A 21523-nucleotide genomic window follows, 5' to 3' on the forward strand; every position below is an offset into this window, starting at 1 on the left:
CCGCTGGACGCGGTGGCCGGGCGGCGGCGTGCGGCGTCGGTCAGCCGAAGTAGCCGTGGAAGTTCCTGGAGAACTCCCCGCCGGCGAAGCGGTCCCAGTTCACCGACCAGGTCATCAGTCCGCGCAGGTCCGGGTGGGTGCCGCCGCGCAGCGCGTACGAGCCGCAGTTGCTGCCCCTGGTGAGGCAGTCCAGCGCCTTGTCCACCTCGGCGGGCGCCACATAGCCGTTGCCCGCGTTCACATTGGCGGGCATCCCGATGGCCACCTGGGATGGGGCCAGCGCCGGGAAGCGGTTGCCGGTGTCACCCGCGACCGGGAAGCCGGCCAGCAGCATGTCGGTCATGGCGATGTGGAAGTCGGCGCCGCCCATCGAGTGGTACTGGTTGTCCAGGCCCATGATGGAGCCGGAGTTGTAGTCCTGGACGTGCAGCAGGGTCAGGTCGCCGCGCAGCGCGTAGATCACCGGCAGATACGCTCCGGCGCGCGGGTCCTGGCCGCCCCAGGGGCCGGAACCGTAGTACTGGTAGCCGAGCTGGACGAAGAAGGTCTCCGGCGCCATGGTCAGCACGAAGCCCGAGCCGTACTTCGCCTTGAGGGTCTTCAGCGCCGAGATCAGGTTGACGATCACCGGCGTGGTCGGGTTCTTGAAGTCGGTGTCGCCGGTGTCGAGCGAGAGCGAGTGGCCCTCGAAGTCGATGTCCACCCCGTCCAGGCCCCAGGTGTCGATGATCGACGACACCGAGGCGACGAAGGCGTCCCGGGCGGCGGTGGTGGTCAGCTGCACCTGGCCGTTGGCGCCGCCGATGGAGATCAGCACCTTCTTGCCCTGGGAGCGCTTGGCCTGGATGGCGGCCCTGAAGTCGGCGTCGGACTCCACCGAGGGGCACTCGGAGACCGAGCAGCGGTTGAACCGGATGTCGCCGGAGGTGGGCGAGGTCGGCTCACCGAAGGCCAGGTCGATCACGTCCCAGCCGGCGGGGACGTCGGCCATCCGGGTGTAGCCGGAGCCGTTGGCGAAGCTGGCGTGCAGATAGCCGACCAGGGCGTGGGTGGGCAGTCCGCTGCTGGGCGGGGTGGTGGGGGGTGTGGTCGGCGGTGTCGTGGGCGGGGTGGTGGGCGGGGTGGTGGGCGGGGTGGTGGGGGGCGTCGTCGGCGGCTTGGTGGGCGGCGTCGTCGGGGGTGTGGTCGGGGGTGTGGTCGGCGGGGTGTTGGGTGCGCCGGGGCCGTCCAGCGACACGTCGTCGGCGTAGTAGGTGCCCTGCCCGTACCAGCCGTGCAGGAAGACGGTCGCGCTGGTCTGGCTCGCGCCGGTGGTGAAGCCGACCGACAGCTTGCTGTACGCCCCGCCGGTGGACGGGGTCCAGGTGCTGGTGCCGCCGTCGATGCCGAGGTAGACATAGGCGCCGTTGACGTACGAGGAGAGCGTGTAGGTGGTGTTGGGGGCCACCGCCACGGTCTGGGTGCACTGCGCGGTGCTGCCGGTGGAGGCGGCGCCGGCCAGGGCGTAGCCGCCGCCGTGGGCGTGTCCGGTGACGACGCTGCCGTCGGTGCCGCAGCTCCAGCCGGAGAGGCTGCCGCTCTCGAAGCCGCCGTTGGTGAGGAACTCGCCCGCCTGGGCGGCGGGCGCGAGGCCGAGGGTCGTGGCGAGGGCCGCCGCGGCGACGGTGGCCAGGGCGGTGCCGGCCGCGAGGAACGAGCGGGGGCGGGGGCGCGGTCTACGCATGATGCGATGCTCCTGGGTCGACACGGGTGAGGGGGGTGTCGGGGAGGCGTCCACAGTGGACTAGACCACTGAACTAGGTCTGGACCAGTGGTGTCAATGGCATGCGCATCGCACGTATGTGCTGATCAGTCGTCAGGCGACGCTGTCGGGTTCGAGGCGGATGACGACCGACTTGGAGGTGGGGGTGTTGCTGGTGTCGGCGGTGGAGTCCAGCGGGACCAGCACATTGGTCTCCGGGAAGTACGCCGCCGCGCAGCCGCGCGCGGTGGGGTAGTGGACGACCCGGAAGTGCGGCGCGCGACGCTCCACGCCGTCCGTCCACTCGCTGACCAGGTCGGTGTACGCGCCGTCGGCGAAGCCCAGGGCGGCGGCGTCCTCGGGGTGGACCAGGACCACCCGGCGGCCGCCCTCGATGCCCCGGTAGCGGTCGTCCAGACCGTAGACGGTGGTGTTGTACTGGTCGTGGGAGCGCAGCGTCTGGAGCAGCAGCCGCCCCTCGGGGACCTCGGGCGCGGTCAGCGGGTTGACGGTGAAGTTGGCCTTCCCGGTGGTGGTGGGGAAGCTGCGGCTGTCCCGGGGGGCGTGCGGCAGCGCGAAGCCGCCGGGGGCGCGCACCCGTGCGTTGAAGTCCTCGAAGCCGGGGATCACCCGGGCGATCCGGTCGCGGATCAGGTCGTACGACTCCGCGAAGTCCTCCCAGGGCACGGTGTTCTCCGGACCCAGCACCCGGCGGGCCAGCCGGCAGACGATGGCCACCTCGGACAGCAGCTGCGGGGACGGCGGCGGCAGCGGGCCACGCGAGGCGTGCACCATGCCCATCGAGTCCTCGACGGTGACGAACTGCCGCCCCCTGGAGGTGCGGTCCAGGTCGGTGCGGCCCAGGGTGGGCAGGATCAGCGCTCGGGCGCCGGTCACCGCGTGCGACCGGTTGAGCTTGGTGGAGACGTGCACCGTGAGCCGGCAGCGGCGCATCGCCGCCTCGGTGGCCAGGGTGTCCGGGGAGGCCGCCACGAAGTTGCCGCCCATGGCGAAGAAGACCCGGACCCGGCCGTCGCGCATCGCCCGGATGGTGTCCACCGTGTCATGGCCGTGCTCACGCGGCGGCTGGAAGTCGAACTCCTTGCCCAGCGCGTCCAGGAACGCCGCCGCCGGCCGCTCGAAGATGCCCATGGTCCGGTCGCCCTGCACATTGCTGTGCCCGCGCACCGGGCACACCCCGGCGCCGGGGCGGCCCACATTGCCGCGCAGCAGCAGGAAGTCCACCACCTCCCGGATGGTGGGCACCGAGTGCTTGTGCTGGGTGAGGCCCATCGCCCAGCAGACGACGACCTTGCGGGCGTCCAGCACCAGTGCGGCCAGCTCCCGGATCTGCTCCTCCGGCAGGCCGGTCGCCGCCAGCACCGCAGCCCAGTCGGTGGTACGGGCGTCCGCCTCCCAGGCGTCGAAGCCGTGGCAGTGCCGCTCGATGAAGTCGCGGTCCAGGACGGTGCCCGGCTCCTTGTCCTCCGCCTCCAGCAGCAGCAGGTTGAGCGCCCGGAACAGTGCCAGGTCGCCGCCCAGCCGGATCTGCAGGAACAGGTCGGTCAGCCGCGTACCGCCGCCGACCAGACCGCGCGGCGTCTGCGGGTTCTTGAACCGCTCCAGACCGGCCTCCGGCAGCGGGTTGACGCTGACGATCCGGGCGCCGGCCCGCTTGGCCCGCTCCAGGGCGCTGAGCATCCGGGGGTGGTTGGTGCCGGGGTTCTGACCGGCGACGATGATCAGATCGGCCTGGTGCAGGTCCTTCAGACTGACGCTGCCCTTGCCGACGCCCAGCGTCTCGGTCAGCGCCGAACCGGACGACTCATGGCACATGTTGGAGCAGTCCGGCAGGTTGTTGGTGCCCAGCTGGCGGGCGAACAGCTGGTACGTGAAGGCGGCCTCGTTGCCGGTGCGCCCGGAGGTGTAGAAGGCGGCGCCGTCCGGGGAGTCCAGGGCGGCGATCTCCTCGGCGATGATGTCGAACGCGCGCTCCCAGCCGACCGGCTCATAGCGGTCGGCGCCCGCGTCCAGCAGCATCGGCTCGGTGAGGCGGCCCTGCTGGCCCAGCCAGTAGCCGGACCGCTCGGCCAGGTCCGCCACCGGGTGCGTGGCGAAGAACTCCCGGTCGATCCGCCGCTCGGTCGCCTCCTCGGCCACCGCCTTGGCGCCGTTCTCGCAGAACTCGGCGGTGTGCGGGCGGTCCGGCTCCGGCCAGGCGCAGCCGGGGCAGTCGAAGCCCTTCGGCTGGTTGACCCGGCGCAGCGTGGACACCACCCGGCTCGGGCTCATCTGCGCCCCGGCCATCCGCAGGCTGTGGACGACGGCGGGGAGTCCGGCCGCCGCGTGCTTGGGTGCGGTCACCTGGGGTGCGTCCTGTGCCGGGTCGCTCCCGGGAGCCTGCCTGCTCATCCTCGCCCACCTCCGCCTCGCCGCCACGGCGCACACCGCTGCGCGCCCGGCAGCAGCCATCCTCCCACCCGACCCCCGCTCTGCCCCCGGGCCGGGGGTGCGCTTTCGGGGAACCGGGGTTCAGGGTTGGTTGTGGGGGGCGGGTTGTGGTGTGGGGGCGCGGGGGCTGTACGGGTCGCCTGCTGCTGGGGTGGGGGGTTGCGTGTGTGGTTCGGTTGCGGGTGGATGGTGGGTTGTTCGCGCGGTTTCTCGCGCCCCTGTGGGGGGTCAGGGTTGGTTGTGGGGGACGGGTTGTGGTGTGGGGGCGCGGGGAACTGCGCGGGCCGCCGACCGCCGGGGTGGGGGGCTGAGCACGTCGTTCAGTTGCAGGTGGGTGGTGGGTTCCTCGCGCAGTTCCTCGCGCCCCTGGGGTGGTGTGGGGCTGGCCGTGGGCTCCTCGCGGCGCTGGGGTGGTGTGGGGCTGGTGGTGGGTTCCCCGGGCCGTTGGGGTGGGGTCGGGCGGAGGGCGCGGAGGAGGGCGCGGGCGGCGGAGTCGGTCTGGCGGAAGCCGGGGGAGTCGGTGCGGGGCCGGGCGAAGGCGGCGAAGGCGCGGCCGTTGGTGTGCGGGCCCAGGGCGGTGCGGCGGGGGTGTGGGCCGCCGAGGAGCGGGTCGTACAGGCGCCCGTCGGCCGGGGAGACGCTGACCAGCCCGGAGCGGTGCACCCGGGAGGGGTCGGCGAGCACTTCCTCGGCCACCGCGCCGCTGCGGTGCAGGCCGCGCAGCACCGGATCGTGGGTCCGCTCCAGGGCGTGCCGGGGCAGGTACGCCTCGATCAGCGCCGTGGCGGTGACGGTGTGTCCCGGTACGGACGCGCCGGTGGCCCGGAAGGTGCCGGTCGCCTCGTCGGTGGTCACCTCGATCCCGGCGCCCAGGAAGCGGACCACCCCCGCCCGGGAGAGCGCCAGCAGCTCGCGCAGCCGGAAGCCGGGCGGCCCGGAGGCCAGGAAGCTGAAGAAGCCGGACCACCAGCCGTCGACGTCCTCCGCGACCGAGCGGGCGGTGAGCCGGCCGGTGGCCAGCACCCGGGGCAACTGGGCGTAGAGCGAGAGCAGCGCCAGGAAGGCACCCAGGTCGGCGCTGTGGGCGGGGTCGGCGCGGCGGGCGACATCGGCGGCGATGTGGTCGCGCAGCCGGGTCTGCAACTCCTCCGGGTCGTCCAGGACGAGCCCGGTCAGCGGCCGGTCCAGCGCCTCGAAGTCCAGCCGGTCGGCGGGGTCGGGCACGGCCGCCGCCACCAGCTCCGCCAGCCCGGCGGAGTACCAGCCGAGCCGGTCGTAGCCGGCCAGGAACTCCGCCCACGGCAGCGCGGTCCGCTCCGGATGGGCGTGGAATAGCTCGTGGTAGTGGCCGAAGCCGATCTCCTTGGCCATCAGCGGCCACAGGTCGCGCCGCAGGTCCAGCGGCCCGGCGCCGGCCAGCAGCGCGTCCACGGCGGCGGCGTCGAAGTAGCGGGGCAGCGGCGCGGGCGGTCCCTGCAACCGGTAGCCGGTCTTGGAGTGGTACGGCACGCCCCGCCGCGAACCGAGGTGGAGCACCGGTTCCCGGCCGGACGGCAGATAGGTCAGCGTGCCGTCCGGCCCGGTGCGGTAGGAGCCGCCGCGCCCCTCGGTGAGCAGCACGGTCAGGTCCACGGCGGCCAGCCCGAAGCCGCGCAGCACCACGTGCTCGCCGGGCCGGACCGGCTCCAGGTCGGCGTCGGCGGAGAACTCCGGCGGCAGGTAGTAGCGGCCGTGCCGGGCGGCGAAGCGGGCCAGCTCCCGGTGCGGCCCGCCCGGCGCCGAGCCCAGGTGGCCCAGGGTGAGCACTACCTGGTCGCCGGTCAGGACCTGGCCCGACGCCAGCCGGACCCGCTGCGGCCCGTCGGCCGGCCCGGTGACGGCGACGGCGCGGTCGCGGTGCACGGTGACGGTGATGTGCGGTGGCAGGTCGGCGACGGCCCGCCGGAAGACCCAGTCCAGGTAGGCGCTCTGCGCCCGGCGGGTGGGGAAGTCGGTGGGTGCCAGGGCGTGCAGTTCGGCGGTGACCGCCGGGTCGGCGGGCGGTGCGTACGGCGGGTGGGCGGCCGGGTCGGCGGCCCACTGGGCGAGCGAGGGTCCGGGCCGTACCGGGCCCTGGATGGTGGAGCGCTCGTCGGTGAACATGGTGACGTCCTCGGCCATGGAGTTCATCCGCAGCAGCGGGGACTGGTCGTGCCGCCAGATCCGCCCGGCGCCCGGCGGGTGCGGGTCCACCAGGTGGATGTGGAGCGGCCGGTCGGGCAGCAGCTCGGGCGCGTTGGCGGCGATCCGTTCCAGCAGCCCGGTGCCGCGCGGCCCGGCGCCGACCACCACCAGCACGGCCGCCGTCACCGGTGGCCGCCGAGGGCGGGCGCGGCGTCGGCGGCGGTCAGGGTGCGCAGCCGGCCGCGCAGCCGCTGGAGCGGGGTGGGCGGCAGTTCGCGGCTGGCGCCGCGCGCGTAGTACCGCTCCAGGTGGTACTGGCCGGTGGAGAGCACGCTGGTGACGACCAGGTACCAGAGCGTCGCCACGGTCAGCAGCGGGATGACCTCGTAGGTGCGGTTGTAGACCAGCTGCACCGAGTACAGCAGGTCCTGCACGGCGAGCACGCTGACGATGCTGGTGCCCTTGAGGGTGCCGATCAGCATGTTGCCCGCCGTCGGCACGATGGACCGCATCGCCTGCGGCACCACGATCCGGCGCAGCACCCGGTACCGGGAGAGCCCCAGCGCCTGCGCCGCCTCCAGCTGGCCGTGGTCCACCGAGAGGATGCCGCCGCGCACCACCTCGGCGGCGTACGCGGCCTCGTGCAGGGTGAGGCCGATGACGGCCGTGGCGGTGGCGCCCAGCAGATTGACGGTACGGAAGGTGACGAACTCCGGGCCGAACGGGATGCCGAAGCCGAGCGTCGGGTAGAGGGCGCCGATGTTGAACCAGAACAGCAGCTGCACCAGGATCGGCGTGGAGCGGAAGATCCAGATGTAGGCCCAGCCCAGCGTGCGCAGCACCGGGTTGCCGGAGAGCCGCATCACCGCCAGCAGGGTGCCGAGCAGAAAGCCCAGCACCATGACGGCGGCGGTCAGCCAGAGGGTGAGCAGCAGGCCGTCCAGCACGGCGGCGCTGGTGAAGTAGCGGCCGACCACGTCCCACTGGAAGGCCCGGTTGCGGACCACCGAGTTGAGCACCATGGCCAGGACCAGCAGCGCGACGGCCGCGGCCAGCAGTCGGCCGGGGCGGCGCCTGGGGACGATCCGGGGTTCGGGTACGGGGGCCGGCGGCTGCGGCCGGGGTGCGGCCGGGGTGCTCGGGGCGGCGGGTACGGCAGCGGCGGGTATGACGTCGGGCGAGGCGGCCATCACGGGCTCTCCGGGGAGGGATGTGCGCGGGCGGGCGGGTGGGCACGCCCCGGCACGGGGCGGCGGTGCCATCACGCGCGCCGCGTCCCTCAACGCGGCCGGACCGGTCGCCACCGGTCCGCGTCGATCGTACGCACGGTGCTCGGACAAGTGTCAAGCGATGCCCGGGGCGCGGACGGTGGTTGACGAACGCGCGGGTGCACTGGTCAACTGATGGGGTGAACGCCGAGCAGCCCCTGGTCACCCGCGACCACATCGACTTCGGTCGGGTGTGGTCCGCCGCGTGTCGCGCCTGACTCGGCAGCGGGCCGCCTGACCGGCCCCTTCCTCCTCCCTCGGTGACCCCGTCGCGGGCCGAGCACTGCCGCCGTACCCCCTGCTGACACCGGCCGGGTACGGCTCCGAGGCGCACGCTGCCGCCACCCCCGCCTGCACCTGACGTGCCATCGCGCCCACGCATCGCACTGCCCCGCACCGCGCACCGCATCCGCACCGCACTGCATCCGCACCGCATCCGCACCTGTACCGGTACCGCACCGTCATGCCGCCATGCCCGCGCCGAGGGCCCCTTCGGCGTACCCGCATCCGGCCACCCATCCCACCCGAGAGGCCACTCCCATGCCTGTGGAGTTCCTGGGCATCGCCGCCACCAACGACGGTTCGGAGACGAACCGCCGTTCCGGCGGCGCCTTCGACAAGGACTACACCCTGCGGCTCGCCCGCGCCCACGAGGACTACGACTGGGACCGGGTGCTGTTCGCCTACGGCTCCGGCTCACCCGACCCGGCACCGGCCGCCGCGTACATCGCCGCCCGGCTGGAGCGCCTCCAGATCCTGCTGGCCCACCGGCCCAACGTCTCCTACCCCACCTTCGCCGCCAAGACCTTCGCCACCCTGGACCAGATCAGCGGCGGGCGGCTCACCGTCCACTTCATCACCGGCGGCAACAACCACGAGCAGGGCCGCGAGGGCGACTTCCTCACCAAGGACGAGCGCTACGCCCGCACCCGGGAGTACATCGGGATCGTCAAGCGGGCCTGGACCAGTGAGACGCCGTTCGACCACGAGGGCGAGTACTACCGCTTCCACGACTTCGTCAGCGACGTCCGCCCGGTCCAGCAGCCGCGCCCCGGCGTCTCCTTCGGCGGCTCCTCCCCGGCGGCGTACGCGGCGGGTGGCGCCGAGGCCGACATCTACTGCCTGTGGGGCGAGCCGCTGGCGCAGACCGCCGAGCAGATCGAGAAGGTGAAGGCGGCGGCCAAGGCCGCCGGGCGCAGCGAGCCGCCGCGCTTCCAGGTGGCGTTCCGGCCGATCATCGCGCCGACCGAGGAACTGGCCTGGGAGAAGGCCCACCGCACCCTGGACACCATCAACGCCCGCCGGGCCGCCGGGGAGCAGATCCGCCCGCGCCGCCGCCCGAACCCGGCGTCCGACGCCGCCGCCACCCCGGAGAACACCGGCTCGCAGCGGCTGGTCTCCATCGCGGCCCGCGGCGAGCGCTTCGACCGGGCGCTGTGGACCCCCACCGCCGCCGCCACCAGCGGCTCCGGCAACTCCAACGCCCTGGTCGGCACCCCGGAGACGGTCGCCCAGGCGCTGCTGGACTACTACGACCTCGGGGTGGAGATCCTCTCCGCGCGCGGCTACGACCTGCTGGGCGACGCGGTCGACTTCGGCCGCCATGTCATCCCGCTGGTCCGCGCGGAGGTCGCCCGGCGCGACGCCGACCGGGCCCGCCGGCAGCTCACGGCGGTGCCGTCATGACGTCCGTGGCCGAGCCCGGCGGCCTGGCCGTCGCCCGGGTGGCCGTCGACGACCCCCGGGTGCGGCCGCTGCTGACCGAGCTGGCCCATGAGTACCAGACCCGCTACGGCCATGACGCGCGCAGCGAGCTGACCCGCTATCCGGCGGCGGAGTTCGCCCCGCCGCACGGCGCGCTGCTCCTGCTGCTGGAGGGCGGCACCGCCGTGGCGGGCGGCGCGTTCCGCCGCCACCAGGACCCGGCCACCGCCGAGCTGAAGCGCATCTGGACGCACTCCGCCCACCGGCGGCGCGGCCTGGCCCGCCGGGTGGTCGCCGAGCTGGAGCGGGAGGCCGCCGCGCGCGGCTACCGGCGGGTCTTCCTGACGACCGGCCCCCGCCAGCCGGAGGCCCGCGGCCTCTACCTGGCCACCGGCTACACACCGCTGTTCGACCTGGCCGCCGACCCGGAGACGATCGGCCCGCTCCCGTTCGAGAAGCACCTCACCCACCCCGGAAAGGCCCCGACCCGATGAGCGCCCCCGCCCGCAGCCGCCGACCCGGCCTCGCCGCAGCCGCCGCGCTGCTGCCCCTGCTGGCGCTGACCGCCTGCGGCTCCGGTGACCCCGCCACCGTCCGGGCCGCCGCCGGGCCCGGCGCGTCCGCACCCGGTGACGACCCGGTCGCCGCCGTGGCCGAGGTCGACTCCATCGCGGCGCTGCTCCCGGCCGACGTACGCAAGGCCGGCACCGTACGGGTGGGCACCGCTGCCGGCGGCAGCCCGCCCGGCGTCTACTTCGCGGACGCCGACCACCGGAAGCCGGTCGGCCTGGACGTCGACATCGCGGACGCGGTCGGCAAGGTGCTGGGCCTGCGGATCGACCGGGAGATCGCGACCTTCGAGACCATCCTCCCGGCGCTGGACAGCGGCAAGTACGACGTCGGCACCGGCAACTTCGGCGTCACCAATGAGCGGCTGAAGACCATCGACTTCGTCACCTACATCGACGACGGCCAGGGGTTCGCGGTCCGGACCGGCAACACCTCGCTCGGCAAGGTCACCGACCTCACCCAGCTCTGCGGGCTGACGGTGGGCACCGGCGCCGGCACCACCTTCGAGGCGACCCTGAACGCCCACAAGGACGACTGCGTCAAGGCCGGCAAGAAGCCGTACCAGGTCAAGGTCTTCTCCGAGCAGGCCGCCACCCTCACCGGACTCCAGCAGGGCCGGCTGGACGTGCTGATGTCCACCATCAACGGCCTGCGCTACCAGGAGTCCCAACCGGCCGCGAAGGTCACCTTCCTCAATGAGTTCCACCGGCTGGACGTCGGCTTCGCCTTCGCCAAGGGCTCCCCGCTGACCAGGGCGTTCCAGGCCGCCGTCAACCAGCTGATCAAGGACGGCAGCTACGCCCGCATCCTGCGGAAGTGGGGAACCACCGGCTCCGCGATCACCGAATCCCGGATCAACCCGCCGGAGTTGCCATGACCACCCCCGGCATCGCCACCGAGGCGGCCGCCCCTGAGCCGACCGCCGAGCCGACCGCCGAGCCGAGCGTTGCGCAGCCGCCCGCCACCGCGAGCGCGCCCGACCCGGCCGCGCTGACCGTCGTACCCGCCCGCCACCCCTGGCGCTGGGCGGCCGCCGTCGCCGTACTGGTGCTGGTCGCCCAGTTCCTGCACGGCCTGGCCACCAACCCCGCCTGGGACTGGGCCACCTTCGCGGACTTCGCCGCCTCCGGCACGGTGCTCCGCGCGGTCGGCGTCACCCTGCAACTCACCGTCTACGGCACCCTGCTGGGCTTCGCGCTCGGCGTGGTGCTGGCCTTCATGCGGCTGTCGCGCAACCCGGTGCTCCAGACCGTGGCCTGGGTCTACATCTGGGCGTTCCGCTCCATCCCGCTGATCGTGCAGCTGCTGTTCTGGTTCAACCTCTCCTACCTCTACCGGCGGCTCGGCGTCGGCGTCCCGTTCGGCCCGACCGTCTGGTCCTTCGACACCATGAGCCTGGTCGGCGCGCTGGGCGCGGCGGTCATCGGGCTGGCGCTGCACCAGGCCGCGTACGCCGCCGAGATCGTCCGGGCCGGAGTGCTCGCGGTCGACCACGGCCAGCTGGAGGCCGCCGCCGCGCTGGGCATCCCCCGGCTGCGGCAGATCCGCCGGATCGTACTGCCGCAGGCGATGCGGTCCATCCTGCCCAACGCCGCCAACGAGGTGATCTCGCTCTTCAAGGGCACTTCGATCGTCTCGGTGATGGCGATCGGCGAGCTGTTCTACCAGGTGCAGGTGGTCTACGGGCGCAACGGGCGGGTGGTGCCGCTGCTGATGGTCGCCACCGCCTGGTACGTGGTGCTCACCACCGTGCTGTCCGTCGCCCAGTACTACCTGGAGCGCCACTTCGCCCGGGGCGCCAGCCGCACCCCGCCGCCCACCCCGCTGCAACGCGCCCGCCGCGCCGTACGGGGGCTGCGCGCGGCGGCGGCCCGGCGGGACGAGGCCGTCACCCCCGGCCGGCTCACCCCGGACCGGCTCGGCCCGGACCGGCTCGCCCCGGACCAGGTCATCTCAGGAGGCACCGAATGAGTGATGTGATGGTGGACGTACGCGGCGTCCACAAGAGCTTCGGCCCGCTGGAGGTGCTGCGCGGGGTCGACCTCCAGGTGCGGGCCGGCGAGGTCACCGTGGTCCTCGGGCCGTCCGGCTCCGGGAAGTCCACCCTGCTGCGCAGCATCAACCACCTGGAGAAGGTCGACCGGGGCCGGATCAGCATCGACGGCGAGCTGATCGGCTACCGCCGCTCCGGGGACCGGCTGCATGAACTGCGGGAGCGGGAGATCCTGCGGCAGCGCACCCACATCGGCTTCGTCTTCCAGAACTTCAACCTCTTCCCGCACCTCACCGTGGCCGAGAACCTCATCGAGGCGCCGGTCCACGCGCTGCACCGCCCCCGCAAGGAGGCCGCGGCGGCGGCCGAACGGCTGCTGGCCCGGGTCGGGCTGTCCGACAAGGCGGACGCCTACCCCCGGCAGCTCTCCGGCGGCCAGCAGCAGCGGGTGGCCATCGCCCGAGCGCTGGCCCTGGAACCCAAGGTGCTGCTCTTCGACGAGCCCACCTCGGCGCTCGACCCGGAGCTGGTCGGCGAGGTGCTTGAAGTGATCAAGGACCTGGCCGGCAGCGGCACCACCATGGTCGTCGTCACCCATGAGATCGGCTTCGCCCGCGAGGTGGCCGACACCGTGGTCTTCATGGACGGCGGCGTGATCGTCGAACAGGGCCCGCCCTCGGCCGTACTGGACGATCCGCAGCACGAACGCACCCGCGCCTTCCTCGCCAAGGTCCTCTGACACACCCCCCGCATCCGATCCCGGAGGAATCACCCATGCCCACCTCGCTCGCCCGCCGCTCGGCCGCCGTCCCGCTCGGCCTCGCCGCCGCCCTCACCCTCGCCGCCTGCGGCGGCTCCGCCGACGCGGGCCAGGCCAAGGCCGCGCCCAAGACCCGCAAGGTCGCCGGGACCACCTTCGACCTCAGCCCCGACCAGCACCGGATCACCACGCCCGAGGTGCCCGCCATCGCCGCCCTCGTCCCCCAGGCGATCCGCAGCAGAGGCACCCTGGAGGTGGTCGACTCGGCCACCACCTCGCCACCGCTCGACTTCTACGCCACCGACGACAGAACCGTGATCGGCGTGGAGACCGACATCGCCCATCTGATCGCGGACGTCCTCGGCCTGACCATGCACCAGAACACGGGTGCCTGGGAGCAGATCTTCGTCGGCCTGGACAGCGGCAAGTACGACCTCGGCGTCAGCAACATCACCGTCACCGAGGAGCGCAAGGAGAAGTACGACTTCGCCACCTACCGGCTGGACAACCTGGCCTTCGAGGCCCGCAAGGGCAGCGGGCTGCGGATCGGCGGCCCCCGGGACGTGGCCGGCCGCACCATCGGTGTCGCCTCCGGCACCAACCAGGAGAAACTGCTGGTCGACTGGAGCGCAGCGGACGTCAAGAACGGCCTCAAGCCGGTGGACATCAAGTACTACCAGAAGCCCAGCGACTACTACCTGGCCCTCGGCTCCGGCCGCATCGAGGCATGGCTCGGCCCCAACCCCAGCGCCGCCTACCACGTGGCCGCCGCCGGTGAGAGCGAGATCGCCGGTACCTACTCGGGCGGCGGCGCCACCGTGCAGGGCAAGATCGCCGCCACCACCAAGAAGGACAACGGCCTGATCAAGGCGGTGCAGCAGGCCCTGCAGACCGTCATCGACAACGGCAGCTACGCCCAGGTGCTCAAGCGCTGGGGCCTGTCCGGCGAGGCGGTGCCCACCTCCGAGCTCAACCCGCCCGGCCTGCCCAAGACCGGCACCTGACCACCGGCACACCACCGCCATCGAGGAACCATCGAGGAACCCCATGCCCCGCCAGCTGCACCTCTCCGCCGCCCTGGACGGCGCCGGGCGGCATCCCGCCGCCTGGCGCGCCGCCGGGCTCCACCCCGCCGAGCTGTTCACCGCCGCGTACTGGACCGGCCTCGCCCGCCTCGCCGAGCGCGGCACCCTGGACCTGGTCACCCTGGGTGACTCCCTCGCCCCGCCCGACACCCGCGACGACCGGGTACGCGGCCGGCTGGACGCGGCGGCCACCCTGGCCCGGGTCGCCCCCGGCACCAGCCGGATCGGCCTGGTGCCCACCGTCACCACCACCCACACCGAGCCCTTCCACACCGCCGTCTCGCTCCAGACCCTGGACTGGGTCAGCGAGGGCCGGGCCGGCTGGCTGGTCGACGTCTCCGCCACCGAGGCGGAGGCCCGCGCGGTCGGCCGCCGCCCGGTCGCCCCGGCCGCCGAGCTGTGGCGGGAGGCCGCGGCCGCCGCCGAGGTCGCCGCCCGGCTCTGGGACAGCTGGGAGGACGACGCCGAGATCCGCGACACCGCCACCGGCCGCTTCATCGACCGCGACAAGCTGCACTACATCGACTACCAGGGGCCCGACTTCGCGGTGCGCGGGCCGTCCATCGTGCCCCGCTCGCCGCAGGGCCGGGCGGTCGTCGCCGTCGCGCTGGACCCGGCCGACCCCGAGGAACGCTGGGCGTTCGCCGCCGAGCGGGCCGATGTGGTGCTGCTCGCCGCCCGCCACCCGGCCACCGCCCGGGGCGCCCGCGAGGTGCTGCGCCGCCGCGCGGCCCAGGCCGGCCGCGAACCGGACACGCTGACCGTGCTGGTACGGATCGCGGTCACCCTGGCCGCCGACTCCGCCGCCGCGCAGGCCCGGACCGCCGAGCTGGACGCGCTGGCGGGTCCCCCGGAGCAGCGCGAACCGGGCACCGTCGCCTACACCGGCACCGCCGCCGGGCTCGCGGACCTGTTCGCGCAGTGGCAGGCCGCCGACGCCGCCGACGGCTTCCATCTGCTGCCCGCCGTGCTGCCGGCCGACCTGGCGGCGGTGGTGGACGAGCTGGTGCCGCTGCTGCGCGAGCGCGGCCTGTTCCACAGCGGGTACACCGGCCGTACGCTCCGCGACCACCTCGGCCTGGCCCGGCCCGCCAGCCGCTACGCCCCCTCGGAGGTGGCCCGATGACCCCGCCGCCCACCACCCACGCGCCCACCGCCTACACGTCCGCCGGACATGCCTCCGCCGACCGCCCGCTGAAGCAGATCCACCTGGGCGCGCACTTCCCCGGCGTCAACAACACCACGGTGTGGACCGATCCGGCCTCCCGCAGCCAGATCGATTTCGCGTCGTTCCGGCACCTGGCGCGGACCGCCGAGCGCGGCCTGTTCGACTTCTTCTTCCTGGCGGAGGGGCTGCGGCTGCGCGAGCACAAGGGCCGCATCCACGACCTGGACGTGGTCGGCCGCCCCGAGTCGCTCACCCTGCTGAACGCGCTGGCCGCCGTCACCGACCGGCTCGGCCTGGCCGCCACCGTCAACGCCACCTTCAACGAGCCGTACGAGCTGGCCCGCCGGCTCGCCTCGCTCGACCACCTCTCCGACGGCCGCGCGGCCTGGAACATCGTCACCTCCTCCGACGCCTTCACCGGGGAGAACTTCCGGCGCGGCGGCTTCCTGGACCGGGCCGACCGCTACCACCGGGCCGCCGAGTTCGTGGCCGTTGCCCGCCGGCTCTGGGAGTCCTGGCAGCCGGACGCGCTGGACTCCGGCGACCCGGCCCGCTTCGTCCGCCCCGGCGGCATCCGGGAGGTCCGGCACTCCGGGCCGCAGTTCGACATCACCGCCGAGGCCGGCTGGCCGCGCTCGCCGCAGGTCCACCCGGTGCTCATCCAGGCCGGGGACTCCGACGACGGGCGGGAGTTCGGCGCCGCCACCGCCGATGTGATCTTCAGCCGGCACAGCACCCTGGAGGCGGGCCGGGCGTTCCACGCCGACGTCAAGCGGCGGCTGGCCGCGTACGGCCGCAAACCCGACGAGCTGAAGATCATGCCGGGGGTGACCTTCGTCCTCGGCGACACCGAGCAGGAGGCCGCCGAGCGCGCCGCCGAGATCCGCCGCGCCCAGGTCGGCCCGCAGACCGCGCTGGCCTTCCTGGAGCAGGTCTGGGGCTTCGACCTCTCCGGGTACGACCCGGACGGCCCGCTGCCGGAGCGCGACCCCGACCCGGAGTCCACCCTGGTACAGGGCAGGGTCCGGATCGGGGAACCGCTCGCCGTCGCGGCCCGCTGGCGGGCCGTCGCGGAGCAGCAGCGGCTCTCCATCCGGGAGCTGGTCATCGAGGTGACCGGCCGCCAGTCGTTCATCGGCACCCCGGCGACAGTGGCCGCGCAGCTCAACGAGTACGTGCAGTCCGACGCCGCCGACGGCTTCATCCTGGTGCCCCATCTGACCCCCGGCGGCCTGGACGACTTCGTGGACCGGGTGGTGCCGCTGCTCCAGGAACGGGGCGTCTTCCGCACCGCGTACACCGGCCGTACGCTCCGTGACCACCTCGGCCTCGCCACCCCGCGCGAACCGGCGGGCTGACCCGCATCCTCATCGTTCTCTCGGCCGAAACCCACCCGGCCCTCAGCCGCCACCCGTACGCTGCTCCCCAGGGAAGGAGCCATCCCCCCGAGCTCCGCTCCCTGCCCCCGCGCGGCCACCATCCCCCCGTGCCGCCGGGGTCGGGCCGGGCCCGCCGCGCCGCTGGACACGTCGCCGCGAGGCCCGGCCCCCACAGCCACCGGCCGGGCCGACCGTGGACGCTCACCCCCGTCCGCTGACCTGCGCGGCACCCGATGAGCGGCCCCGTCCGGCAGCGCGCCGACCGGGGCCGCACAATGTGCGGATGACCGAGAGATCCGCGCCCGACTTCCGCACCAAGCCCACCCTGCCGGGGGAGAAGGTGGTGCTCCGCCCGGTGACCGCCGAGGACGCCGCCGTGCTGTACCCGCTGATGGACGAGCCCGAGGTGCGGCGGCTCACCGGCAGCCACGGTGAGATCTCCTGGGCGCAGGCCGTCCGGTGGTACGGGACGCGCGCCGACCACCAGGACCGGCTGGACCTGGCCGTGGTGGACCGGGAGACCGGGGAGTGCGTCGGTGAGGCGGTCCTCAACGAGTGGAGCCCGGCCGACGAGTCCTGCAACTTCCGCATCCTGATCGGCCGCCCGGGGCAGGGCCGCGGCCTGGGCACCGAGACGGTACGGCTGCTGGTCGGGTACGGCTTCGAGAAGCTGGGCCTGCACCGCATCTCGCTGGAGGTCTACGCCTTCAATCCCCGGGCCCGCCGTACGTACGAGAAGGTTGGCTTCGTCGCCGAAGGCGTGCTGCGCGACGCGCTGCGCTGGGACGGCGAGTGGGTGGACGCCACCGTGATGTCGATCCTGGCCGCCGAGTGGGAGCAGCACCGGGGGCGGCCCTGACCGGCGGACGGGCGGGAGCCACGGCACCGGTCGGACCGGTCCCGTGGCTCCCGGGGGCGAGAACGCCGCTCAGCGGTGCTTGAAGACGTTCTTCACATGCTGCCCGGCCTGCTTCAGGTCGCTCTTGTCCTGGTCGGCCTTGCCCTCGGACTCCAGGTACGGATCGTCCGTGGCCTTGCCGGTGTGCTCCTTGGCCTTGCCCTTCAGCTTGTCGGCGGCGTTCTCCGCCTTCTTGCCGATGCCCATGGCGTTTCCCTCCGGATACAGGCGATCGATCCCGGGAGGCCCGGAATCCGTCCTGCGCTGCGCCTGCCCACCGGCTGCCCGGCCATGCCCCCCGGCCCGTTCACAGCGGCCTGGGGTCGCCGCCCCCTCGGGTGCGCCGCCGAACACCCCGCCCGGCGTCGGCCGCGCCGCCGACCGCCCAGCAGTCGGTCCGGTCGTACCGCCTGTCCGCCGCACGCCGTACGCTGCCGCAGGTGACCACTGCTGCCCACCGCCCCGTCCGCTGGGGCATCCTCGCCACCGGCGGAATCGCCGCCTCCTTCGCCGCCGACCTGCGACTGCTCCCCGACGACGCCGAGCTCGCCGCGGTCGGCTCCCGCTCCCTCGCCTCCGCCCAGCGCTTCGCCGACCGCCACGGCATAGCCCGCGCCCACGGCACCTGGCAGGACCTCGCGGACGACCCGGACGTCGATGTCGTCTACGTCGCCACCCCGCACTCCGCCCACCACGCCGCCGCCTCGCTCTGCCTGGAGGCCGGAAAGGCGGTGCTCTGCGAGAAGGCGTTCACCCTCAACCTCGCCCAGGCCCAGGACCTGGTCACCCTCGCCCGCAAGCGCGAGCTGTTCCTGATGGAGGCGATGTGGACGTACGTCAACCCCACCGTGCGCCGCATGCTGGAGCTGATCGCGGACGGCGCCATCGGTGAGGTCCGCTCGGTCCACGCCGACTTCGGCGCCTCGGTGCCGTACCAGGCCGACCACCGGCTGCACGACCCCGCCCAGGGCGGCGGCGCGCTGCTCGACCTCGGCGTCTACCCGGTCGGCTTCGCCCAGCTCGTCCTCGGCGCCCCAGCCAGCGTCTCCGCCTGGGCGCACCTCAGCCCGGCCTGCGTGGACGAGAACACCGGCATCCTGCTCGGCTACGACAGCGGCGCCGTCGCCAACCTGTCCTGCTCGCTGGTCGCCGGCACCTCCCAGTACGCCGCCGTCAACGGCACCCGGGGCCGGATCGTCTTCGCCCGGGACTTCTTCCACCCGGAGGGCTTCGTGCTGCACCGCGAGGGCAGCGAGCCCGAGGAGGTCCGGCTGCCCGCCGACCCGGGCAACGGCTACACCCACGAGGCCCTTGAGGTGATGCGCTGCCTGCGCGAGGGCGCCACCGAGTCGCCGCTCGTCCCGCTGGACGGCAGCCTCTCGCTGATGGCCACCCTGGACACCGTCCGTGACCGGATCGGGCTGCGCTACCCCGACGAGTGAGCCGACCGGCCCGGCCCGCCCGCACCACCGGCCCGCCGCCCGAGGGCCCGGCGGGCCGGGCCGCTCACGCCTGCCGGCGCGGCTGTCGAACGCCGACCGATACCGCGTGAAAGTGCAGTACAAACGCCGGTTCCTGCGCCAGGATAGCCAGATGGCCGAAGAATCGATCTCCACAGCCGACCAGGCGACCCCACGGCGTATCGCTGACGCCTACGTCCATGCGCTCGCGGCCCTCGACCCGCTGACCGCCACCTACCTAGGGCTCAACCCGGGCGACGACCGGCTCCCCGACCTCACCCCCAGCGGCCAGGAAGCCGTCGCCGACCTCGGCCGCCGCACCCTCACCCAGCTCGACGCCGCCGAGCGCGCCGCCGAAGCGGCCGGCACCGGCTTCGACGCCGCCGAACAGCGCTGCGCCCGGCTGCTGCGCGAGCGGCTCACCGCCGAACTCGCCGTGCACGACGCCGGCGAGGACCTGCGCGCCGTACGCAACCTCGGCTCCCCGCTGCACGGCGTACGCGACATCTTCACCCTGATGCCCACCGCGACCGACGACGACTGGGCGCTGATCGCCCGCCGACTGCGGCACGTCCCGCAGGCCCTGACCGGCTACCGCGCCACCCTCGCGGAGGGCGTCGAGCGCGGGCTGCTCTCCGGCCCGAGGCAGGTCGCCACCGTGGTCGAACAGCTGGGGGAGTGGCTGGGCTCCGGCTCCGACGGCGGCTGGTTCGCGGACTTCGCCGCCGGCGGACCGCAGAGCCTGCGCACCGAGCTGGACCAGGCCGCCACCGCCGCCACCGCCGCCCTCGTCGAGCTGCGCGACTGGCTGCGCGACGTCTACGCCCCGGCCGCCGCGGACACCCCGGACCCGGTGGGCCGCGAGCGCTACGCCCGGTTCGTCCGCTACTGGAACGGCGCCGACCCCGACCTGGACGAGGCGTACCGCTGGGCCTGGGGCGAGTTCCACCTGCTGGTGGCGGAGATGCGCGACGAGGCCGCCAAGGTGCTGCCGGACGCCACCCCGCTGGAGGCCATGGCCTACCTGGAGAACGAAGGCCCGGCCATCGAGGGCGCCGAGGAGGCCCGCCGCTGGCTCCAGGGGCTGATGGACCAGGCGATCCAGGACCTCCAGGGCACCCACTTCGACCTGGCCGAGCCGGTCCGCCGGGTGGAGTCGATGATCGCCCCGGCCGGCAGCGCCGCCGCGCCGTACTACACCGCCCCGTCGCTGGACTTCTCCCGTCCGGGTCGCACCTGGCTGCCCACCCGGGGCCAGGAGCGCTTCCCGGTCTGGGACCTGGTCTCCACCTGGTACCACGAGGGCGTTCCGGGCCACCACCTCCAGCTCGCGCAGTGGAACTACGTGGCCGACAGCCTGTCGACGTACCAGGTGAGCGTCGGCCAGGTCAGCGCCGACGCCGAGGGCTGGGCACTGTACGCCGAGCGGCTGATGGACGAACTGGGCTACCTCACCGACCCGGGAGCCCGGCTCGGCTACCTCAACGCCCAGATGATGCGGGTCCTGCGGGTGATCGTCGACATCGGCATGCACGTCGGCCTGGACTTCCCCGCCGACTCCCCGTACCGGCCCGGCGAGCCGGTCACGCCGGAGGCCGCCCGCGAGTTCTTCGGGCAGTACTGCGGCCTGGCCGCCGACTTCCTGGACAGCGAACTGGTCCGCTACCTGGGGATGCCCGGCCAGGCCATCGGCTACAAGCTCGGCGAGCGCGCCTGGCTCCAGGGCCGCGCGGCGGCCAGGGCGGCCCACGGCGACGCGTTCGACCTCAAGGCATGGCACATGGCGGCGCTCTCCCAAGGCTCCCTGGGCCTGGACGACCTGGTGGACGCCCTCTCCCGCCTCTGACCCCCCACGACTCCCCGCCCACCCCGGGCGGGGAGTCCCCACCGGCCCGCCGCACCCCCTCTGCCGCGCTGTCCCCCTTTTCGGCTTGTTGCACTGCCTCGGGGGCGCGAGGAACCGCGCGCCCAGCCACCCCCGTCCCCGCACTCTCCCCCGCACCCACAGCGACAGGAGAAAGCAGCGGGACAGCAGTGGCATCCCCAACGCCCCGAACACCCCAACTTGGCACCCTTGACAGCCACTTTGGTCCAGTCCACCGTGGGCACGCGATCATCGCCACCGCCGAGCGAGCCCCACGCCCGGTGGCGCGCGCCGCAGCGAACGACTCGTAGTGCCCCGGATCGTGGCGCTCCCTCCCTCCCCCCAGGAGCCACCGTCATGCCCCCTGCCCCGACCCGCCCGTCCACCGCCACCAAGCCCAAAGCCGGACGCCCCCGCATACCCGTACTGGCGGCAGCCGCCACCGCACTGACCCTCACCACGTCGGCCCTGGCCCTGCTGCCGGGCACCGCCGCCGCCGACACCACCGCCAACCTGGTGGTCAACGGCGGCTTCGAGAGCGGCAGCACCAGCGGCTGGACCTGCGCCGGCCACTCGACCGTCAGCACCGCGTCCCCGCACTCCGGCGCTTACGCCCTGCTCTCCTCGCCCGGCAGCGCCGACACCGCGCCGTGCTCGCAGACGGTCGCGGTGCAGCCGGGCGGCAGGTACGTACTGGGCGCCTGGACCAAGGGCGCGTACGCCGAACTCTCCGCCACCGGCAACGGCGTGAAGGAGTCCACCCGGAGCGGTTCCTCCTCCTGGACCCAGCTGACCGCCAACATCCTCGCGGGCCCGGCCACCACCCAGATCACCGTCACCGTGAACGGCGGATCAGCCTCCGGGGACCTCTCCGTGGACGACGTCACCCTGACCGGCCCGGCCCCCACCGCACCGACGACCTCCCCCACGCCCACCACCTCCCCGTCCCCGACCCCCACGCCCACCCCGACACCGACCCCCACCCCGACACCGACTCGCACCACCCCCACCCCCACCCC

The 21523-nt window shown here is 73.7% G+C and carries 16 protein-coding genes and 1 pseudogene; 12 read left to right on the forward strand and 5 right to left on the reverse strand.

The window, feature by feature from the left end:
* Positions 1-40: 40 nt before the first annotated feature.
* The 4 genes from ACIQGZ_RS06645 to ACIQGZ_RS06660 all read right to left on the reverse strand — a co-directional run bounded on the left by ACIQGZ_RS06645 (position 41) and on the right by ACIQGZ_RS06660 (position 7545).
* Entirely contained in the window at positions 41-1723 is a 1683-nt protein-coding gene (locus ACIQGZ_RS06645; RefSeq protein WP_402599718.1) for a chitinase, read from the reverse strand.
* 132 nt (positions 1724-1855) lie between these two features.
* On the reverse strand, positions 1856-4153 hold the full coding sequence (locus tag ACIQGZ_RS06650) for an FdhF/YdeP family oxidoreductase (RefSeq protein WP_402599719.1): 2298 nt from the start codon (positions 4151-4153) through the stop codon (positions 1856-1858).
* Positions 4154-4420: 267 nt separating this feature from the next.
* Positions 4421-6541 (reverse strand): FAD/NAD(P)-binding protein, encoded by a 2121-nt coding sequence (locus tag ACIQGZ_RS06655; RefSeq protein WP_402599720.1) that lies wholly within the window; start codon positions 6539-6541, stop codon positions 4421-4423.
* The gene (locus ACIQGZ_RS06660; RefSeq protein ID WP_402599721.1) at positions 6538-7545 is read right to left on the reverse strand and encodes an amino acid ABC transporter permease; all 1008 of its coding nucleotides are present in this window, start codon (positions 7543-7545) and stop codon (positions 6538-6540) included. Before ACIQGZ_RS06660 ends, ACIQGZ_RS06655 begins: the two co-directional genes overlap by 4 nt.
* 618 nt (positions 7546-8163) lie before the next feature.
* Here ACIQGZ_RS06660 and ACIQGZ_RS06665 point away from each other — a divergent pair.
* From ACIQGZ_RS06665 to ACIQGZ_RS06705, 9 genes are all read left to right on the forward strand, one after another.
* Positions 8164-9309, forward strand: a complete 1146-nt coding sequence (locus tag ACIQGZ_RS06665; protein WP_402599722.1) for an LLM class flavin-dependent oxidoreductase — start codon at positions 8164-8166, stop codon at positions 9307-9309.
* Entirely contained in the window at positions 9306-9821 is a 516-nt protein-coding gene (locus ACIQGZ_RS06670; protein ID WP_402599723.1) for a GNAT family N-acetyltransferase, read from the forward strand. The genes ACIQGZ_RS06665 and ACIQGZ_RS06670 overlap by 4 nt, the downstream gene beginning before the upstream one ends.
* Positions 9818-10774, forward strand: a complete 957-nt coding sequence (locus ACIQGZ_RS06675; RefSeq protein WP_402599724.1) for an ABC transporter substrate-binding protein — start codon at positions 9818-9820, stop codon at positions 10772-10774. Before ACIQGZ_RS06670 ends, ACIQGZ_RS06675 begins: the two co-directional genes overlap by 4 nt.
* Complete coding sequence (locus ACIQGZ_RS06680) at positions 10771-11868, forward strand: amino acid ABC transporter permease (protein ID WP_402599725.1); 1098 nt, start codon at positions 10771-10773, stop codon at positions 11866-11868. The genes ACIQGZ_RS06675 and ACIQGZ_RS06680 overlap by 4 nt, the downstream gene beginning before the upstream one ends.
* Complete coding sequence (locus ACIQGZ_RS06685; protein ID WP_402599726.1) at positions 11865-12629, forward strand: amino acid ABC transporter ATP-binding protein; 765 nt, start codon at positions 11865-11867, stop codon at positions 12627-12629. Before ACIQGZ_RS06680 ends, ACIQGZ_RS06685 begins: the two co-directional genes overlap by 4 nt.
* Before the next feature lie 35 nt (positions 12630-12664).
* Entirely contained in the window at positions 12665-13654 is a 990-nt protein-coding gene (locus ACIQGZ_RS06690) for an ABC transporter substrate-binding protein (protein ID WP_402599727.1), read from the forward strand.
* Between the two features lie 43 nt (positions 13655-13697).
* On the forward strand, positions 13698-14861 hold the full coding sequence (locus ACIQGZ_RS06695; protein ID WP_402599728.1) for an LLM class flavin-dependent oxidoreductase: 1164 nt from the start codon (positions 13698-13700) through the stop codon (positions 14859-14861).
* A 68-nt stretch (positions 14862-14929) separates the two neighbouring features.
* Positions 14930-16261: an NtaA/DmoA family FMN-dependent monooxygenase gene (locus tag ACIQGZ_RS06700; RefSeq protein ID WP_402600009.1), complete on the forward strand. Its 1332-nt coding sequence runs from the start codon at positions 14930-14932 to the stop codon at positions 16259-16261.
* 304 nt (positions 16262-16565) lie between these two features.
* Entirely contained in the window at positions 16566-17141 is a 576-nt protein-coding gene (locus ACIQGZ_RS06705) for a GNAT family N-acetyltransferase (protein WP_402599729.1), read from the forward strand.
* A 69-nt stretch (positions 17142-17210) separates the two neighbouring features.
* Here the strand turns inward: ACIQGZ_RS06705 and ACIQGZ_RS06710 are convergent, their stop codons facing one another.
* On the reverse strand, positions 17211-17387 hold the full coding sequence (locus ACIQGZ_RS06710) for a CsbD family protein (RefSeq protein ID WP_402599730.1): 177 nt from the start codon (positions 17385-17387) through the stop codon (positions 17211-17213).
* A gap of 233 nt (positions 17388-17620) precedes the next feature.
* Here ACIQGZ_RS06710 and ACIQGZ_RS06715 point away from each other — a divergent pair, with 233 nt between their 5' ends.
* From ACIQGZ_RS06715 to ACIQGZ_RS06725, 3 genes and pseudogenes are all read left to right on the forward strand, one after another.
* The gene (locus ACIQGZ_RS06715; protein WP_402599731.1) at positions 17621-18622 is read left to right on the forward strand and encodes a Gfo/Idh/MocA family protein; all 1002 of its coding nucleotides are present in this window, start codon (positions 17621-17623) and stop codon (positions 18620-18622) included.
* 151 nt (positions 18623-18773) lie between these two features.
* Entirely contained in the window at positions 18774-20486 is a 1713-nt protein-coding gene (locus ACIQGZ_RS06720) for a DUF885 domain-containing protein (protein WP_402599732.1), read from the forward strand.
* Positions 20487-20861: 375 nt separating this feature from the next.
* A pseudogene (locus ACIQGZ_RS06725) lies at positions 20862-21350 on the forward strand (carbohydrate binding domain-containing protein); the annotation flags it as partial.
* Positions 21351-21523 lie beyond the last annotated feature (173 nt).

It is taken from the genome of Streptomyces sp. NPDC092296 (assembly GCF_044755465.1).
GTDB lineage: Bacteria > Actinomycetota > Actinomycetes > Streptomycetales > Streptomycetaceae > Peterkaempfera.

What these genes read in the sequence shown, in the direction of transcription:
- ACIQGZ_RS06665 (WP_402599722.1), top strand. Translation starts at nt 8,164, where the DNA reads ATGCCTGTGGAGTTCCTGGGCATCGCCGCCACCAACGACGGTTCGGAG.
- ACIQGZ_RS06645 (WP_402599718.1), bottom strand. Translation starts at nt 1,723, where the DNA reads ATGCGTAGACCGCGCCCCCGCCCCCGCTCGTTCCTCGCGGCCGGCACC.
- ACIQGZ_RS06710 (WP_402599730.1), bottom strand. Translation starts at nt 17,387, where the DNA reads ATGGGCATCGGCAAGAAGGCGGAGAACGCCGCCGACAAGCTGAAGGGC.
- ACIQGZ_RS06670 (WP_402599723.1), top strand. Translation starts at nt 9,306, where the DNA reads ATGACGTCCGTGGCCGAGCCCGGCGGCCTGGCCGTCGCCCGGGTGGCC.
- ACIQGZ_RS06680 (WP_402599725.1), top strand. Translation starts at nt 10,771, where the DNA reads ATGACCACCCCCGGCATCGCCACCGAGGCGGCCGCCCCTGAGCCGACC.
- ACIQGZ_RS06720 (WP_402599732.1), top strand. Translation starts at nt 18,774, where the DNA reads ATGGCCGAAGAATCGATCTCCACAGCCGACCAGGCGACCCCACGGCGT.
- ACIQGZ_RS06705 (WP_402599729.1), top strand. Translation starts at nt 16,566, where the DNA reads ATGACCGAGAGATCCGCGCCCGACTTCCGCACCAAGCCCACCCTGCCG.
- ACIQGZ_RS06675 (WP_402599724.1), top strand. Translation starts at nt 9,818, where the DNA reads ATGAGCGCCCCCGCCCGCAGCCGCCGACCCGGCCTCGCCGCAGCCGCC.
- ACIQGZ_RS06660 (WP_402599721.1), bottom strand. Translation starts at nt 7,545, where the DNA reads ATGGCCGCCTCGCCCGACGTCATACCCGCCGCTGCCGTACCCGCCGCC.
- ACIQGZ_RS06685 (WP_402599726.1), top strand. Translation starts at nt 11,865, where the DNA reads ATGAGTGATGTGATGGTGGACGTACGCGGCGTCCACAAGAGCTTCGGC.
- ACIQGZ_RS06690 (WP_402599727.1), top strand. Translation starts at nt 12,665, where the DNA reads ATGCCCACCTCGCTCGCCCGCCGCTCGGCCGCCGTCCCGCTCGGCCTC.
- ACIQGZ_RS06695 (WP_402599728.1), top strand. Translation starts at nt 13,698, where the DNA reads ATGCCCCGCCAGCTGCACCTCTCCGCCGCCCTGGACGGCGCCGGGCGG.
- ACIQGZ_RS06650 (WP_402599719.1), bottom strand. Translation starts at nt 4,153, where the DNA reads ATGAGCAGGCAGGCTCCCGGGAGCGACCCGGCACAGGACGCACCCCAG.